Source organism: Mesorhizobium sp. M0184 (genome assembly GCF_040322215.1).
Lineage (GTDB): Bacteria > Pseudomonadota > Alphaproteobacteria > Rhizobiales > Rhizobiaceae > Mesorhizobium.
On sequence record NZ_JAMYSZ010000001.1, the window covers coordinates 362,714 to 378,325 of the forward strand.

A 15,612-nucleotide genomic window follows, 5' to 3' on the forward strand; every position below is an offset into this window, starting at 1 on the left:
GCCCGCGCGGTTGCCGGCGCGGGCTTCTCTGTCGGCCTGTGCGCAGCTTAGCGCATGATCATGCGCTGTTTCTCGCGATTTTGCGCATAGCTGGCCTTGTCATAGGGGGCCTGCGCCTCAAGCTGCTCCTTGGTGAAGTTCGTGTAGAGATAGCGCTTGCCGTTCTTGTCGGTCATGAATTTCAGGTTGTCCATGCCGACCGCCACCTCCTTCTCGCCGATGCCAAGGAAGCCGCCGACGTCGATGATGACTGCGTCGACCTTCTTGTCGCCGCCCAGCACGATATCGCCGATCTCGCCGACGTTGACATCGTTGGCGCCGTAAACGGTTGTTCCAACCAGATCCTCGGCCCGGATTTCGCCTATCGGCATTTCAGTCAGTGTCGACTTGTCGATCGACCCGGTCTTGGTCTGGTCTGCCGTCGTTGCGGGCGCTGGGGCATTTTGAGCCGTCTTACTGGCCTGATCAGTGTTGTTGGTCGTCGCAGTGTTATCGGTCGTGGCAGTGTTGCTGGCCGTCACAGTAGGCGTGACGACGGCTGGCGCATTAGCCGCGGCATCGTTCGACGCTGTGGTCGCCGGGGCCGGATCATAGGGCTTGCGGTCGAAATCCGGCTGCGCCGTCAGCTCTTCCTTGGTGGTTTGGGCAACCAGCCAGCGATCGCCGTTCCTCTCGGCCCACTGCGCCTTGTCGAAATCATAGGCGACGTTCTTTTCACCTATGCCGAGGAAGCCGCCGACACCGATGACCAGCGATTGCGCCTTGGCTTCCTTGTTGATGACGATGTCGTTTACGTCGCCGATGTTCTGGGCGTCGTCGCCGGTACCGTTGTAGACGGTCTCGCCGATGATATTGGTGGCAAGATTGCCTTCCGCGCGCTTCACGACCGGAGCGGGGTTGTTACCGGCCGGCGCCGCCGGGGCGTTCTGCGCCGTATCGGTGGAGGTCGACGGAGCGGCAGGAGCCGTAGCCGTGGTGTCTGTCGCCGCAGGCGCCGGATCATAGGGCTTGCGGTCGAAATCCGGATGAGCCGTCAGCTCATCCTTCGTCGTTTGCGCTATCAGCCAGCGATCGCCATTTCTTTCGGCCCATTGCATCTTGCTGAAGTCGAAGGCGACGTTCTTGGTCCCAATGCCGAGGAACCCGCCGACGCCGATGACGATGGATTTTACCTGGCCGCGTTCGTCGAAGACGACATCGGTGACCTTGCCGATATTCTCTGCATTGTCGCCGGTGCCGTTATAAACCGACTCGCCGATGATATTGGTGACAAGACTGCCCTCGGCGCGTTGCACCGGAGCGGCTGGAGCGGAATTCTCTACGGCGGGTGCTTGCGCCGGCGCCGGGGTCGTCGCCGATTGCGCAAATGCACCCGTCGCAATCAATGTTGCGACTGCTGTCGTGGTTAAAAGGGTGCGGATCATCTTAGTGTCTCCTCGTCGGTGATTTCGTGCACGCCGTACCCGCATAGCGTCGCTGCGGGCGCAGCGTCTTCTGCATGTTCACAACGTTGTGACCACACTGTTGTTCCGAAAAAAGCCGTGGCGCACCCGGTGCCATGTCGAAGGTTCTCGGATTCGCCACGCTGGTCGAAAGGAACATTTTCTCGGCCGCCCCGTTCCACTCCCGGCTGGGACCCCGTCCCGGCCGGATAGGTGTTGGAAAAATGGAGCGGCCATGCGGTTTGCAGCGGTGCTGAACAAGGACGGCGGCACCCTGCGCACCATCGATCTTGAGGCCTTCGCCGGCCGGATCCGCGGTACGCTTGAGGCTGCTGGTCACTCGATCGATATCGACATCGCCGCCGGCAAGGATATCGTCGCCACGCTGGACGACATAGCTTCCAGGCGCGGCATCGACGTCGTGCTGGCGGGCGGCGGCGACGGCACCATCTCGGCCGCGGCAGCCCGTTTGATGAATGGGGAGAAGGCGCTTGCAATTCTGCCGGCTGGCACAATGAATCTTTTTGCGCGCGGCCTCGGCATTCCGCAGACCCTTGATGCGGCACTGAAATCGTTTGCCGACGGCGAGGTGATGGCAATTGACATTGCAACAGCCAACGGCCGGCCTTTCGTACATCAATTCTCGATCGGCATGCACGCCAGGATGGTGCAACTGCGCCAGAAGATGGAATTCGGCTCGCGGCTGGGGAAGATGCGTGCCTCGGTGCGGGCCGCTTGGGCAACGATCAACAACCCGCCGGCCATGAACGTAACGCTGACGGTCGGTGAGGCCGAGATCAGAACGCGGATCACCGGCATCGGCATCACCAACAATCTGTTCGGCGAGGGCCACCTGCCCTATGCCGATAATCCGGCAGGCGGCGTGCTGGGCATCTATGTCACCGTGGCAAGGCGGCGCGGCGAGTTGATCAGGTTCCTCTTTGACGTCGCCCGTGGGAAATGGCGCGGCAACGAGCATGTCGAAATCCATCAGGCAAACCGCGCCGTTTTGAAAATCCATTCGACGAACAGGAAAGTTCAGGCCGTCATGGACGGCGAACTGGTAAAGCTCGATCGCGAGACGACCATCGAAATCCATCCGCGCGCGTTGAATGTTCTCGTCCCGGCGCGCGCTGTCGAGGCAAAGGTTGCCTGACGTGGGATGCGTGATGTGGGGTTGCGTGATGCAAACTGGCGCGAGCGATGGAGAGAACCTAGCCGCTGGGCGTGTTGCCCTGTTCGGTCTTCGGCGTCTCGATCATCCAGCCGTAGATTTCGGCGACGCCCCAGGCGATAAAAGTCAGCAACAGCGCGGCGATCAGGATACGAAGGACATGCCGACCCCGCCGCCCTTGACGGGCTTTGTTTTCAGGAATGGTTTTTGGCATTGTCTGGCTCCATATTTGGCGCCGGCAGGCGTAACTGGCGGGGCGTTGGCTGGTAACGGTCCCCCGCCGCGAAAGTTCCGGCTCTGCAAGGCAGCAGACGGGCCGGTTGGTCTGACCAATCAGCGGAGCCGGCCACCGGGGGCATAGTGGACGACAATAGCCAGAACACGCCGGGCCTGCCGGCCGATATTCGCCGTGTGGTGGGCGCTGCGGACCGCCTTGCCGTGCTGCACGGCCTCGACACGCTGGACGGGGCTGCCGACCCTGATTTCGATCGTATCGGCGGTCTTGCCGCTTCGGCTATGCAAACGTCTGTCGCACTGATCACGCTGGTCGATGCCGAGCGGCAGTGGTTCAAGTCCTGTATCGGCCTCGACGAGACCGAAACCGCAACCGAGACATCGTTCTGCGCCTATACCATCGCAGCCGGCAACGTGCCGATGGTGGTGGCCGACGCGGCGGCGGATCCGCGGTTCAAAGCCAATCCGCTGGTCACCGGCGAGCATCATATCCGCTTTTACGCAGGCGTGCCCATCATAATCGACGGCGCGCTGATCGGCACGCTGTGCGTGCTCGACCGGAAGCCGCACGCACGTCCCTCCTCTGTCCAGCTCGACCAGCTGTCGGCGCTGGCCGGCCTTGCCGCCAGCCTGTTCACGCTGAAGGATGCAACCCGCAGTGCGGCGATTGCCAAGGCAGCACTGGTTCGAGAGGAAAAGCGGCGCGCTATCGCGCTCGACGCGGCTTCGCTTGCCAGCTGGGCATGGGATATCCGCAGCGATATGATCGACTGCGATGTCCTGCTGTCCGAATTGTTCAACCTGCCGAAGTCGAACAGGCTGAGGGCGCGCGACATCCTGACCGCCATCGACCCGCGCGACGTTCACCAGACCGAAACACGCTTTCGCGACGCGCTGACCGGCAGCGACGATTATTTTGGCGAATACCGTGTCAAAGGCCTCGATCCGCCGCGATGGATCGCAACGCGCGGCCGCGTCATAGAGCGCGACGGCGAGGGCAAGCCAACGCTGATCTTCGGCGTCAACTACGACATTACCGAACGCAAACTTGGCGACGAACGTCAACGGCTGTTGCTGCGCGAGCTCAATCACCGCGTCAAGAACACTTTGGCAACCGTACAGGCGCTGGCGACGCAGACCGTTCGCCATGCCCGCCAGCCAAGCGAATTCCTCGAAGCCTTCAGCGCCAGGCTGCAGGCACTGGGCGTTGCGCACAGCCTGCTGTCGGACCGCGAGTGGCGCGGTATCGGCATCCGCGAGCTGGTGGAGATCGAGCTAAAGCCGTTCCAAGCCGCCGGACAATCGCGCATGGCGATCTCCGGCGCCGATGTCCTGCTGTCACCCGACCAGGCAGTCGGGCTCGGGCTGATCCTGCATGAACTGGCTAGCAACGCACTGCAATACGGGTCGCTCTCGGTTTCCTCCGGAAAGGTCGATCTCGATTGGAGGGTACAAGGCAGGAAGGGCGCACGGCGTCTGTTGCTGGCCTGGCGTGAAAGCGGCGGCCCACGGGTTGCGCCGCCCGAACGCCATGGCTTCGGCTCGATCCTGATCCGCCGCAGCCTGGCCAAGGTCATTTCCAGCGAGGTGACCCATGAATTCCGGCCGGAAGGCGTGGTCGCCGAAATATCGATTCCGCTCGAAGATTTGTGACGCCAGCATTTTGCGACCGGCGCCAGAATCGTTTGCCCCGAACTATCCCTCCGAACTATTCCCGTTTGCCGGTATCCGGATCATCGGAGCCGCGCTTCACGTTCTCGCGGTAGATAGCGTAGGCGGCGAGTGCTATCGCCGGGCCGAGAATCGCGCCCAGTCCGGCCTTCCCCGGGCCACCTTTGCCCTTGAGCAGCGCCGGCAGCACGGCGAGTACCGCAGTGATGCCGATAGCCTTCATGTCGGCGTTGCGTCGCTTCGCCCGGCGCCTAGCGCGCGAGCCGGCCGACATCCGGTAGACGAGCAGGATGAGACCGGCGATTGCCAGAAAGCCGATCCCGAAGCTCAGGGAAGCTGCCATCGGCCCATAGCGGGCCGCCGTCCAGATATAGGCCGCCCCGACGAGGAAGCCGAGGCCGCACAGCGCCGCGAGCGCTGCGACCGAATAGACAATCGCAGCGACGCGTGCGCGTTGCACCGCCGCAATGGTTTCGCCCGAGGCAAGGCCCGAGATCAGCGATGCAAGCATTCCCATGCGTGCAGAACTAACGGCGCGCGAGAAGAGCGAAGAGGAATCCGACGCCTGCGGCGATCGCCAGCGAAGTCACCGGTTTTTCGCGCATATGCGCTATCATCTGCGCCTCGATGTCCCTGGCGTTGCTGCGCAGGCTGTCGAAGGCTGCCTCGCCCTGGGTTCGCAACTGCTCGACGCTTTCGGCGGCGGCTCGCCGTGCTGCCCCGTAGCCATGTTCGCCAGTTTTGGCCAACAGCTTGGTAAGTTGGTCGATGTCGGCCTTCAATTGTGCGATGTCGGCCTCAATATCGGAATTCGTGCGGGCTTCGTTCGCGGCCTTTCCTGCGGCAGTCGCCATTGCTTCACTCTCCATGCTTTTGCTCGGTCGAAACGCCCGACAGACCCCAAGGTTCCGGCACGAACCTCTTCTAACCCTATCTCCAGCAGCGCGCGTTGCAAATGCCTTGCATGGGCCGACGCCGACGCATCCGCGCCGGCACGTCTTTTTTAAATGACAGCATGCCAAATAACGATCATGACTTCCCCCGTTTCACGATAGAGACGAATTTAAGGAGATATTGCTGCGTGCGCCCATCGCTTGACGGTTTGCGGATTCTTATCCTGGAAGATGAGTTCCTGATTGCCATGGATATCGAGCAGCTTTGCCGCGACTACGGCGCGCTCGATGTGGTCATCGCCCGTGATCTGACTGAGATCGAACAGCAAGACGTTGCCGCGCAATTCGATGTGGCCATCGTCGACCTCATGCTGAGCGGCGTTTCGACGCTCCAATTTGCTTCGCGGCTGCGTGAAGCGGGCATCCCGTTCGTCTTCGCCTCGGGCTATTCAGATACCGACGAGATCAAGAAATCCTTTCCCGGCGTCAGGCTGGTCACCAAGCCCTATTCGGGAGACGATCTCGTCGAGGCAGTGGTAACGGCCTGCAGGCGCACGCCTCTTCGCTGAGGCGCGGAGCGGTTCGAACACGCCGCGCTTCACGCAGCCGTCGACCCGGTTACCTGAGCCGAAATTGCGTCCGGGCCATACTCGTCTTCACCGGAGATCTTCAGGATTTCCTGCAGCCGTGTGCGGGCGCGGCTGACGCGGCTCTTGATCGTTCCGACGGCGCAGCCGCAGATCTCGGCCGCTTCCTCGTAGGAGAAGCCCGACGCGCCGATGAGGATAATGGCTTCGCGCTGGTCTTCTGGCAGCAACTCGAGCGCGCCGCGAAAGTCTTCGAGGTCAAGCTGGCCGTGCTGGGCCGGGTGAACGGCAAGCCTGGCCGTCATGACGCCATCACTGTCCTGCACCTCGCGGCCGCGCTTGCGCATCTGCGAATAGAATTCGTTGCGCAAGATCGTGAACAGCCATGCCTTCAGGTTGGTGCCGGGCTGGAAGCTTTCATGCTTGTCCCAGGCCTTGACCAATGTTTCCTGCACCAGGTCGTCGGCCTTGTCGGCGTTTTGCGTCAGCGACACGGCAAAAGCCCGCAGGCTCGGGATCGAGCCGAGCAAGTCGGTCTTGAAGCCCTGGGAGACGGCCGCCATGCCTCAGTCCTTCTTTTGTACAGGTTCGGCCTTTTCCAACTGGCTGAGCAGTTGGGCGAAGCGATCCGGCACATTGTCGGAGACCAGCTCGTCATAGTATTGTTTGAGTTTGCGGCCGATTTCCGAGTTCGGCCCAAGCGGGTCGCGGGAAGCAGCCCGGCGCCCGTTGCCAACGCCACCCATGGTAGCTTTCGTCATGTTCTTCATTTCGCCCTTTTGTCCCAGCCTTAAGCCGCCCTTCAACACATAACGTAATGCAAGCGGCAGCCTCGTCTGGTTGCCCAACCCGCCTTTAAACGCCAGCCTCACATATTAGTTCCGCACGATTGGAACCTTTTTCAAGGAGCCAGCGTTTCAATTGCTAGGCTTGCAAACCGTTTTTAGCTGTAACATGCAATCACGTCATATGAGGGAGACGTCCACTATGAGCCTATCAGCAACCATCGCTCCGCACCTGCCGTTCCTGCGCCGCTTCTCGCGCGCCGTATCCGGATCGCAAGAGAGCGGCGACGCGCTGGTCGCCGCAATGCTCGAGGCCATCATTGCCGATGTCGACATCTTTCCGGACGCATCGAACGACCGCATCGCGCTCTACAAGGTCTTTGCCAAGCTCTTCACCTCAGTGGCCATTCGCGTTCCGCAGGAGCATGCCCAGTCGGCATGGGAACAGCGTGCCGCGGCCAATCTGAATGCAATTGCGCCTCGCCCCCGCCAAGCCTTTCTGCTGGTGGCGGTCGAAGGCTTCAGCGAAGACGAGGCGGCGGAGATTCTCGACGTCGACGAACAGGAATTCTCCGAACTCCTCGCGCAGGCGAGCAACGAGATCTCCCGTCAGGTGGCAACCGACGTGCTGATCATCGAGGATGAGCCGCTGATCGCCATGGATATCGAGGAAATGGTCGAAAGCCTCGGCCACCGCGTCGTCGGAACGGCGCGCACCCACGCCGAGGCGGTGGCGATGTTCGGCAAGGCGCGGCCAAAGATGGTGCTTGCCGATATCCAGCTTGCCGACGGAAGTTCGGGCATAGCGGCCGTGAATGAGATCCTGTCGTCGACCTCGGTACCGGTGATCTTCATCACCGCCTTTCCCGAGCGCCTGCTCACCGGCGAGCGGCCGGAACCGGCTTTCCTGGTTACCAAGCCGTTCAATCCGGACATGGTCAAGGCTCTTATCAGCCAGGCCCTGTTCTTTGACCGGCACGCGAAAGCCGCGGCATGAAACAGCCGGCGGCCGAACTGCGGCCGCCGGGATAGCCACTCCCTTGGATCAGATGGGGCGTGACGCCGGCTCAACTCACTGGCAACCAACTGGGGCAACCAACTGGACCTTTCCACACACCGCGGCAATTCGGGCCCTGAAGATTTTCAGCATCGTCTTTTTCGGAAAATGGTGGAACAAACGGAGGCGAATCACGTTTTCACCGCAGCATTGGAAGGAGATCGATCATGCTTTACTGGGCGCTCGTATTTCTCGTCGTGGCGATCATCGCCGGTGCGCTTGGTTTCGGCGGTATCGCTGGCACCTCGGCCGGCATAGCGCAGATATTGTTCTTCATCTTTCTCGCCTTCCTGATCATATCGCTTATTGCCGGCCTGATCAGACGAGCGTGAATGCCAAGCGGCCATTCAAGCGAACACTGGAAGCCGCACCCCTCAAACGGTTTCCAGCCACCGCCGGGCAGTGTCCTCCAACGGGATGCCGCTCGGCGGACCGCTTTTTAAGGCTTGATACGAAGCTCCTCCTTTTGGAACCCATTTTTCCGCGAACCGTTCAGCCCGACATGGGTTGAGCAAATTGACCGATGCGTTCCAGAGTCGGAAAAATGAAAGACCGCGGCCAGAGTGATGAGATCATCGCTTTGCATCCTGCCGAAAGCGGGATGCAGCTTGGTCGGGCCCTTCTCCATGCACTGCACAATGCCGGGATTTCCGTCCTGTACCAGGATCGCGAGATGAAGACGGTGTGGGCGCGCAACATGCGCGCGCCCTGGACTTCCGATGCCTCCGACAACAACGGCATCTTGCCGCCGGCGCAGGCGGAGCGTATCGGCGCCGCCAAGCACGACGTCATCGCATCCGGCAATCCTCAACATCTTGAACTCAGCGTGCCGGCCGATGACGGCGCCCGCTGGTTTCAGGTGTGGATAGACGCCGACCGCAGCGAGACCGGCGCGGTGCAGGGCGTCGTGACCACCATGGTCGAAACAACCGAGCAGAAACGCCGGGAGCAGACGTTGAAGGCGCTGCTGCGCGAAGTCAGTCATCGCTCCAAGAACCTTTTGGCCATCATCCAGAGCATCGCCACCCAGACGGGCCGTTATTCCGGCAGCATTGACGATTTCCTGACGCGCTTCCGGGGCCGATTGCAGTCGCTGGCCTCCTCGCAGGATTTGGTTACGTCATCCAACTGGCGGGGAGCGGCGCTGCGCGAGCTGGTTTCCGGTCAGGTCGGCAGGTACGGCGCGGATCCCTTGCACAGCCTACGCTTCCGCGGCGCAAATCCATATCTCAACCCCAATGCCGCCTTGCACATCGGCTTGGCCATGCATGAGCTCGCCGTCAATTCGGTCAGCTATGGCGCGCTGTCGCGCAGCGACGGTTTCGTCGAGGTGACGGCCGATCTGACGGCAGCTTCCGCTGGCGAGCCTGCGCTGTCGCTGACATGGGCCGAAGTGATCGGAGCCAACGACAATCAGCGCAGTGAGAAGCGTTTTGGCAGCGTCGCGCTCGAACGCGTCGTGCCCACTTCATTGAATGGAACGGCGACACTTGAGATCACCGGGAACCGCCTCGAATACCGCCTTGTCGTTCCTCACGGCAATTTCGAGACGGATTAACGAGCGGCGGTCTGCGCGCGAAGGCTTGCTGCGCATCGCCATCTTTAACCGACTGTTCACCATAAAGTCCGATCCTGTCCGAACGTGCCGATCCACCGGATTGAGTTTGGCACAAAATGAAGGGAATGGGCCTTGACGGCTGCCGACTTGAACAGACTGGAACAGGCCGCTCGCGTCTCGATGGGCGGTTTTCAGGATCCCGACGCGTCCGCAGCGCCCGCGCCTCGTGCTTCGCCCCTCCGCTTCGCCGCCGTCGCGCTTATGGCCGCGATCGTCCTGACCGCCGCGTCCCAACTGATCTGAATCGAACTCGCCTCTGCTTGATCGCTTTGAAACCACTGCCCGAGTGCTCGGCCGTGCCCGTTCGCGGTCACCGACCTGCAGGGCCAGGCCCAACATGCCGTCGCCAGATGCCTTGCCGTCGATCCGGCGAGACCGACTATGACAGGATCGTCTGGAACGTGCGTCCCAACGGCACGCTCGATGCGTCCTTGGAGATTTCCGGGTTCGTGGTAGCATCGAACGGCGCACGCCCCGAAAAAGACTATCTTAATCAACAATGAAATCGTGCGGGCAAAGGCCGTACTTTCATGCTAAATGGCGGCTGGAGCTTATTAAAGTGAGGACAAAAATGAGGATGACTCCATGCGGAAGATGATTATTGCCATGGTTGCCGTGGTTGCGGTCAGCGGCTGCACCACCACGGAAGAGAACGTGGGTATCGGCACTGTGGGCGGCGCGCTCATTGGTGGCGCTGTCGGCGGCGGCAAGGGCGCTTTGATCGGCGCCGGCGCTGGTGCGATTGGCGGTCTGCTCGTTCGCCGTCTGCAAAATGGCTACTGCCAATACAGAGATCGTCACGGCCGGATTTACACAGCTCGCTGCAACTAGTTTCGAGCTCCAGGCGAACAGCAAACGCGGAGGCAGGCCACCTGTCTCCGCGTTTGCCCTTTAAAGCGCTGTTGCGACGCGGCCCACGAGACGGCGTTTCAGGCCGGCAGCGGAACCCTGATTTCCACGTTCAAGCCATCTTCGCGAAAATCGCGCCTGATTGTGCCACGCAATTCGCGCGTGACGTTGAGATCGATCAGTCTGGTGCCAAAACCGCTCTTTGCCGGTGTCTCGAGCTTCTTCTGACCGGCCTCGCGCCAGTTGAGAGCCAATGTCCGGGTGCCGCTACGGGCTTCGAGCGACCAGTCGACCTTCAGCGCACCGACTGAATTGCCGGCTTCGCCATGCTTCAGCGCATTCGTCGCCAGTTCGTGAAAGACGAGGCCGAGTGCCTGCGTCGTCTTTTCATCGAGAAGAATCTGCGGTCCCGACAGCAGCCCTTCAGGAAGCTCACTGCCGAACACCTGGCCTAGCTCGATGCGCAGCAGGTCGCCGAGATCGGCTTTCTGCCAGCGTGAGCGCGTCAGCATGTCCTGGGAAGCCGCCATCGCCTGCAGCCGGGCCGAGAAAGAAGCCGAGAATTCCTGGACGTCGGTGGTGTGCGATGCTGTCTGGCGCGCGATTGCCAGCACCCGCGTGATCGAGTTCTTGATGCGATGCTTCATCTCCTGCAGCATCAGGTCTTTTTCCAGCAGGCTCTTTTCGGTCGTTTCGTGAAGCAGCGAGACCGCCTCATAGGCCCGCTCCTGATAGCGGGCCACCAGCGCGATGGCGCCCGCAAGCAGCAGTCCGAACAATCCGAGCATCACCGGGATGGCGCGCGAGGAAGGTTGCGAGAAAGCACTTGTCGGCCTGAACAGGACGACCCACGGCCGGCCGGCGACGGTGATCTTGCGGGTGACCAGCAGCCTGTCGCCGAGGCTCGAAACAGGCGGCGTTTCCGATTGGAACAGCAGGTTGTCGCTGTCCACCGTGCCGTCATAGATCTCGGTGTTGACCGGCAGCAATGGTGCCCGGCTGAGCGCAGCCTGGAACAGATCACGGGCGCGGAAGGCCGCATAAAGGAAGCCGGCAGTCGAGGATCTCGTCGCGTTCACGGCGTCCGGCGCGGTTTCGACATTGAGCCGGACGAAGACGAGGAACCCGGTAAAGGTCTGCGCGGCACCCGTATCCTTGCCGAGCTGCACGAGTCCGCTGGCGTGCTGCTGGTCGTCGGCCATCGCCTTTTCGATCGCCTCGCGCCGCGCCGGCCCGGTGAACATGTCGTAGCCGATGCTGGATTTGTTGGACGGATCCAGCGGTTCGAACAGCACGATGGGCGTACGCCACGGTAAGTTCGTGTCGGGATAGATCGGATGGCTTGCGCCGTGATCGTGCAGGATGTCGCGCTCGACCGCCGCCTCGTTGCCAGTTTTCGCCAGGCGGAGGAAACCGATGCCGCGCAGGCCGGCGAAATTATTGTCGATGTCGAGCGCGTTTAAGACAGCCTTGAACTCGCCCTGCGAGATACCGCCATTGCGTGCGTCGAACAGCGCCCGGGTCGAACGCAGCAGCGACAGGTCCAGGTCGATGCGGCTTTCGATCCGGTTAAGCGCGTCGTCTGCCGTCGCCTCGAATTTAATGCGGGCCGCCTCCTGGGTGGCAAAATAGGCAAAACCCGCCATCGTCAGGCTGATCAGCGCGACGGCGATAAAAGCGACGGTCGGAAAAAGCTTCTTCAATTGCTGATACGTCCCGTGGACGGTTCGGCATCTTTATGGGCAAGTCCCGACGCCAACACAATGGCGAGGCCAAAGCATGGTGACGGCTGGCACATTTTGGCGGCTTGTGATTAGCCGGCTAATTCTCGTTCATGCGGCGATCTTCAGCGCGCCCGGCCCCGGAATGGCGCCGGGTGGGCACTTGCCGAGGATGATCATGCCGAGCACCTCGTCCTGGGTGACGTCGGTCGTGCGCGCCGTTCCGACAACCCGACCGTTCTTCATGACGCAGACACGGTCGGCAAGCTCGAACACGTCGTGAATATCATGGCTGATCAGGAAGATGCCGATGCCGTCGGCCTTGAGCTGCCTGACCAGTTCGCCGACCTGCGCCGTCTCTTGCGGCCCGAGTGCCGCCGTCGGCTCGTCCATGATCAGGATGCGAGCATTGAACAGGATGGCGCGGGCGATCGCCACCGACTGCCGCTGGCCGCCCGAAAGCTTTACCACCGGCTCCTTGAAGCGTTGGAAACGCGGATTGAGCCTGCCCATCACCTTGCGCGCCTCGGCCTCCATGGCGACGTCGTCGAGCGTACCCCAGCCGGTCATCAGCTCGCGGCCGAGAAACAGGTTGGCGGCCGCATCGACATTGTCGGCCAGCGCCAGCGTCTGGTAGATCGTCTCGATGCCGTACTTCTTGGCGTCGCGGGGATTGGAGATCGAAGCCTCCTCGCCGTTGACGAAAATCTGGCCCGCATCGCGCTTGTAGGCGCCGGACAGGATTTTTATCAACGTCGATTTGCCGGCACCGTTGTGACCGAGCAAAGCCATCACCTCGCCCGGGAAAAGGTCGACAGAGGCATCGTCGACGGCGCGAATGCCGCCGAAAGCGATGGAGATGTTGCGCATGTCGATCAGCGGCGTGGGAGCGGTTTTGTCTGCCATGCTCGTCCTTCCTCCCTATAGATCCTGCTTGAGCATCAAGTTGTACGAAAACCGGTTTCCACCTTGCGGGATCATGCTCAGACCCGTTTGCGATAGACGGTATCGAGCCACACCGCGACCACCAGCACGGCTCCGACAACGATGCTCTGCAGCGGCGAATCGATGCCGAGCAGCACCATGCCGGACTGCAGCGACTGCATCAAAAGCGCGCCGAGCATTGCGCCGAGCACTGTGCCGGAGCCGCCGGCGAGCGACGTGCCGCCGATCACCGCCGCCGCGATGACCAGGAGCTCGTCCAGCGTGCCCAGCGCATTGGTCGACGAGTTCTGCCTGGCTGACGAGATCGCTGCGGCGATCGTCGCCAGCACGCCCATGATCATGAACACCTTCATGGTCACCCAGCGCGTGTTGATACCGGCAAGGTTGGCTGCTTCCGGATTGCCGCCGATGGCGAAGACATAGCGGCCGAAACGGGTACGCTTGGCGATGAAGGTCATGATCAGCCCTACGGCTACAGCCATCAGCACGGGTATGGCGATGCCATGGGCGATGAACAGCCCGCCTTCGGGAACGGTTATATTGTTGGCCGCCGCATATCTGTTCACGATGCCGACCGGCCAAGGATAGGAATTGGCAAGCCATATGGCGCCCATGATGACAAGGCAAGTGACGGCTCCGAGGAACGTCTCGGCCCAGATCGGGCGTAACGGGAAGCGGAACCGCTTGCGCTGCACCCGCCCGTTGAGCAGCATGAACACAACCGCCAGGCACGCGACAATTCCGACGATCCAGCTCCATCGCGCACCGATCGAACCCGTCGGTCCGCCGCCCATCAGCTGGAAAGTGGCATCCAGCGGCGCAATCGTCTGCCCACTGACGACCCACCATGCGGCACCCCGCCAGACCAGAAGGCCGCCCAGCGTCACGATGAAGGCCGGCACCTCGAGATAAGCGATGATGTATCCCTGGAACGCTCCGATCAGAAGGCCAAGCGCCAGGCCGATGGCCAGTGCCAGGATCCAGATCCAGGGGTTGCCTAATTGCAGACCGACCATTCGCACCAGGAAATGCACCTGCGCAAAACCCATGACCACGCCGATCAGGCCTTCGGCGGAACCGACCGACAGGTCGATATTGCGCATGACGATAACCAGCACCATTCCGGCGGCCATTATGGCCACGGCGGAAGTCTGCACCGACAGGTTCCAGAGATTGCGTGGCGTCAGGAAGGTCCGGCTGTCGAAGTCGAACGGATTGACGCCGAGCCGTACGCTGGAAATGACATGCAGGCCGACCCAGATGACCAGCAGCGCGCCGATCATGCCGAGCATGCGCGTGTCGAGTTCGGTTGCCTTGAGAAATCGGGCAACGATGCCGAGCTCGGATTCCCGTGCCCGGTCTGCCGTGCTGTCTACCGGCGTGTTGGGCGTCGTGTCGGTCATGATGTTTCTCCCGCCGGGTTGCCGTCTGCCGCGGATGCCGGAAGCAGCCTAGAAGTTATCCGCCGGAAGCGGAAAAACAACTCTTGTTGAAAAAACGCCGCGGCGAGCGGCCGCGGCGTTCGGACTTCTCGGAAACGTCGGCTCAGTTGCAGACTGCAACAGCGCTAGCCGTCACGCCGGCGCAGACCTCTTCTTTCTTGATCCAGCCGGCGTCGATGACGACGTTGAGGTTGTCCTTGGTGATGGCGACCGGGGTCAGGAACAGCGACTTGACGGTATTGCCGCCGGGCGTGGTGAAATCCTTCACGCCGGCAATGTCGGTCATCTGCTTGCCGTCGGCCAGTTGCGAGGCGATCTCGGCGGCATTCTTGCCGAGCTCGCGCGCATCCTTCCACACCGACACGGTCTGTGTGCCGAGCGCGATGCGGTTCAGCGCGGCGTGGTCGCCGTCCTGGCCCGAAACCGGAACCGATCCGGCCAGCCCTTGCGCCGTCAGCGCGGCGACGACGCCGCCGGCAGTGCCGTCATTAGCGGCGACCACGGCATCGACCTTGTTGTCGTTGGCGGTCAGGAACTGTTCCATGTTCTTCTGAGCGTTGGCCGGCAGCCAGCCGTCCGTATAGGCCTCGCCGACATTCTTGATCTTGCCGCCGTCGATGGCCTCCTTCAGCACCTCCATCGAACCGGCAAACAGGAAATCGGCATTCGGATCGGAACCCGAACCCTTGATGAAGACGTAGTTGCCTTCCGGCTTCACCTTGAAGACTTCGCGGGCCTGCATGCGGCCGACTTCCTTGTTGTCGAAGGTCAGATAGAACACGTCCTTGTTCTCGATCAGCCGGTCATAGCCGACGACCGGGATGCCTTCGTCCAGTGCCTTCTGCACGGCCGGCCCGATGGCCGAGGCGTCCTGCGCCAGGATGATCAGTGCGCTGGCGCCCTGCGAGATCAGGCTCTCGACGTCGGTGAGCTGCTTGCCGGGGTTGGACTGTGCGTCGGCGGAAATATACTTGTCGCCTGCGGCCTCGATGGCCGCCTTCATTGCGGCCTCGTCGGTCTTCCAGCGCTCTTCCTGGAAGTTCGACCAGGAAACGCCGATGACCTTGTCTTTAGCCTGCGCCACCGACGCCAGCGCCAGCGTCATGGCGACACCCGCCAGAATGGCGGTCGTGAATTTCTTCATCATATCCTCCCTGCGCCGCGTACGGCGTGACCAATTGGCTCAAAGACCAG

The 15,612-nt window shown here is 61.7% G+C and carries 18 protein-coding genes; 8 read left to right on the plus strand and 10 right to left on the minus strand.

All coding sequences use genetic code 11. The features are described from left to right. Nucleotides 1-47 precede the first annotated feature (47 nt). On the minus strand, nt 48-1,424 hold the full coding sequence (locus NKJ23_RS01825; protein ID WP_352451156.1) for a PRC-barrel domain-containing protein: 1,377 nt from the start codon (nt 1,422-1,424) through the stop codon (nt 48-50). A 253-nt stretch (nt 1,425-1,677) separates the two neighbouring features. Here NKJ23_RS01825 and NKJ23_RS01830 point away from each other — a divergent pair, with 253 nt between their 5' ends. Then, the gene (locus NKJ23_RS01830) at nt 1,678-2,598 is read left to right on the plus strand and encodes a diacylglycerol/lipid kinase family protein (RefSeq protein ID WP_023678550.1); all 921 of its coding nucleotides are present in this window, start codon (nt 1,678-1,680) and stop codon (nt 2,596-2,598) included. Nucleotides 2,599-2,656: 58 nt separating this feature from the next. On the opposite strand, the gene NKJ23_RS01835 is transcribed toward NKJ23_RS01830, so the two are convergent. Beyond that, complete coding sequence (locus tag NKJ23_RS01835; RefSeq protein WP_023678549.1) at nt 2,657-2,830, minus strand: hypothetical protein; 174 nt, start codon at nt 2,828-2,830, stop codon at nt 2,657-2,659. Between the two features lie 146 nt (nt 2,831-2,976). Between NKJ23_RS01835 and NKJ23_RS01840 the strand changes: the two genes are divergently transcribed. Then, entirely contained in the window at nt 2,977-4,503 is a 1,527-nt protein-coding gene (locus NKJ23_RS01840; protein ID WP_023678548.1) for a sensor histidine kinase, read from the plus strand. A 55-nt stretch (nt 4,504-4,558) separates the two neighbouring features. On the opposite strand, the gene NKJ23_RS01845 is transcribed toward NKJ23_RS01840, so the two are convergent. Together NKJ23_RS01845 and NKJ23_RS01850 are read right to left on the minus strand one after the other, a co-directional pair. Next, nucleotides 4,559-5,038, minus strand: a complete 480-nt coding sequence (locus tag NKJ23_RS01845) for a hypothetical protein (RefSeq protein ID WP_023678547.1) — start codon at nt 5,036-5,038, stop codon at nt 4,559-4,561. Nucleotides 5,039-5,048: 10 nt separating this feature from the next. Further along, nucleotides 5,049-5,375: an ElaB/YgaM/YqjD family protein gene (locus NKJ23_RS01850; protein ID WP_023678546.1), complete on the minus strand. Its 327-nt coding sequence runs from the start codon at nt 5,373-5,375 to the stop codon at nt 5,049-5,051. A gap of 110 nt (nt 5,376-5,485) precedes the next feature. Between NKJ23_RS01850 and NKJ23_RS01855 the strand changes: the two genes are divergently transcribed. After that, on the plus strand, nt 5,486-5,983 hold the full coding sequence (locus tag NKJ23_RS01855) for a response regulator (protein ID WP_348625935.1): 498 nt from the start codon (nt 5,486-5,488) through the stop codon (nt 5,981-5,983). Nucleotides 5,984-6,012: 29 nt separating this feature from the next. Here the strand turns inward: NKJ23_RS01855 and NKJ23_RS01860 are convergent, their stop codons facing one another. Continuing rightward, the gene (locus NKJ23_RS01860) at nt 6,013-6,564 is read right to left on the minus strand and encodes a sigma-70 family RNA polymerase sigma factor (protein ID WP_023678544.1); all 552 of its coding nucleotides are present in this window, start codon (nt 6,562-6,564) and stop codon (nt 6,013-6,015) included. A gap of 3 nt (nt 6,565-6,567) precedes the next feature. Then, a complete protein-coding gene (locus NKJ23_RS01865) occupies nt 6,568-6,771 on the minus strand; it encodes a NepR family anti-sigma factor (RefSeq protein ID WP_023678543.1) in 204 nt (67 codons plus the stop codon). 217 nt (nt 6,772-6,988) lie between these two features. Between NKJ23_RS01865 and NKJ23_RS01870 the strand changes: the two genes are divergently transcribed. From NKJ23_RS01870 to NKJ23_RS01890, 5 genes are all read left to right on the plus strand, one after another. Beyond that, nucleotides 6,989-7,783 carry a response regulator gene (locus NKJ23_RS01870; protein ID WP_023678542.1) on the plus strand — a complete coding sequence of 265 codons (795 nt, stop codon included), beginning with the start codon at nt 6,989-6,991 and terminating at the stop codon, nt 7,781-7,783. 227 nt (nt 7,784-8,010) lie between these two features. Then, nucleotides 8,011-8,175, plus strand: a complete 165-nt coding sequence (locus NKJ23_RS01875) for a DUF1328 domain-containing protein (RefSeq protein WP_023678541.1) — start codon at nt 8,011-8,013, stop codon at nt 8,173-8,175. 191 nt (nt 8,176-8,366) lie between these two features. Next, entirely contained in the window at nt 8,367-9,401 is a 1,035-nt protein-coding gene (locus tag NKJ23_RS01880; RefSeq protein ID WP_023678540.1) for a sensor histidine kinase, read from the plus strand. A gap of 132 nt (nt 9,402-9,533) precedes the next feature. Next, nucleotides 9,534-9,704 (plus strand): hypothetical protein, encoded by a 171-nt coding sequence (locus NKJ23_RS01885; protein WP_023678539.1) that lies wholly within the window; start codon nt 9,534-9,536, stop codon nt 9,702-9,704. Between the two features lie 342 nt (nt 9,705-10,046). Beyond that, a complete protein-coding gene (locus NKJ23_RS01890) occupies nt 10,047-10,292 on the plus strand; it encodes a YMGG-like glycine zipper-containing protein (RefSeq protein WP_006328050.1) in 246 nt (81 codons plus the stop codon). Nucleotides 10,293-10,390: 98 nt separating this feature from the next. On the opposite strand, the gene NKJ23_RS01895 is transcribed toward NKJ23_RS01890, so the two are convergent. The 4 genes from NKJ23_RS01895 to xylF form a co-directional block, all read right to left on the minus strand. Beyond that, entirely contained in the window at nt 10,391-12,013 is a 1,623-nt protein-coding gene (locus NKJ23_RS01895; protein ID WP_023678538.1) for a CHASE domain-containing protein, read from the minus strand. Nucleotides 12,014-12,142: 129 nt separating this feature from the next. Next, entirely contained in the window at nt 12,143-12,937 is a 795-nt protein-coding gene (locus NKJ23_RS01900; protein WP_292655543.1) for an ATP-binding cassette domain-containing protein, read from the minus strand. Between the two features lie 77 nt (nt 12,938-13,014). Continuing rightward, nucleotides 13,015-14,379, minus strand: coding sequence for a sugar ABC transporter permease (locus NKJ23_RS01905; protein ID WP_352677844.1), 1,365 nt, complete (start codon nt 14,377-14,379; stop codon nt 13,015-13,017). A 142-nt stretch (nt 14,380-14,521) separates the two neighbouring features. Continuing rightward, complete coding sequence (gene xylF / locus NKJ23_RS01910; protein ID WP_352677845.1) at nt 14,522-15,562, minus strand: D-xylose ABC transporter substrate-binding protein; 1,041 nt, start codon at nt 15,560-15,562, stop codon at nt 14,522-14,524. Nucleotides 15,563-15,612: the final 50 nt, after the last annotated feature.

Coding starts and splice junctions, on each gene's coding strand:
- NKJ23_RS01825 (WP_352451156.1), bottom strand. CDS start 1,424: ATGATCCGCACCCTTTTAACCACGACAGCAGTCGCAACATTGATTGCG.
- NKJ23_RS01830 (WP_023678550.1), top strand. CDS start 1,678: ATGCGGTTTGCAGCGGTGCTGAACAAGGACGGCGGCACCCTGCGCACC.
- NKJ23_RS01835 (WP_023678549.1), bottom strand. CDS start 2,830: ATGCCAAAAACCATTCCTGAAAACAAAGCCCGTCAAGGGCGGCGGGGT.
- NKJ23_RS01845 (WP_023678547.1), bottom strand. CDS start 5,038: ATGGGAATGCTTGCATCGCTGATCTCGGGCCTTGCCTCGGGCGAAACC.
- NKJ23_RS01850 (WP_023678546.1), bottom strand. CDS start 5,375: ATGGCGACTGCCGCAGGAAAGGCCGCGAACGAAGCCCGCACGAATTCC.
- NKJ23_RS01855 (WP_348625935.1), top strand. CDS start 5,486: ATGGGCCGACGCCGACGCATCCGCGCCGGCACGTCTTTTTTAAATGAC.
- NKJ23_RS01860 (WP_023678544.1), bottom strand. CDS start 6,564: ATGGCGGCCGTCTCCCAGGGCTTCAAGACCGACTTGCTCGGCTCGATC.
- NKJ23_RS01865 (WP_023678543.1), bottom strand. CDS start 6,771: ATGAAGAACATGACGAAAGCTACCATGGGTGGCGTTGGCAACGGGCGC.
- NKJ23_RS01870 (WP_023678542.1), top strand. CDS start 6,989: ATGAGCCTATCAGCAACCATCGCTCCGCACCTGCCGTTCCTGCGCCGC.
- NKJ23_RS01875 (WP_023678541.1), top strand. CDS start 8,011: ATGCTTTACTGGGCGCTCGTATTTCTCGTCGTGGCGATCATCGCCGGT.
- NKJ23_RS01880 (WP_023678540.1), top strand. CDS start 8,367: ATGCGTTCCAGAGTCGGAAAAATGAAAGACCGCGGCCAGAGTGATGAG.
- NKJ23_RS01890 (WP_006328050.1), top strand. CDS start 10,047: ATGCGGAAGATGATTATTGCCATGGTTGCCGTGGTTGCGGTCAGCGGC.
- NKJ23_RS01900 (WP_292655543.1), bottom strand. CDS start 12,937: ATGGCAGACAAAACCGCTCCCACGCCGCTGATCGACATGCGCAACATC.
- NKJ23_RS01905 (WP_352677844.1), bottom strand. CDS start 14,379: ATGACCGACACGACGCCCAACACGCCGGTAGACAGCACGGCAGACCGG.
- xylF (WP_352677845.1), bottom strand. CDS start 15,562: ATGAAGAAATTCACGACCGCCATTCTGGCGGGTGTCGCCATGACGCTG.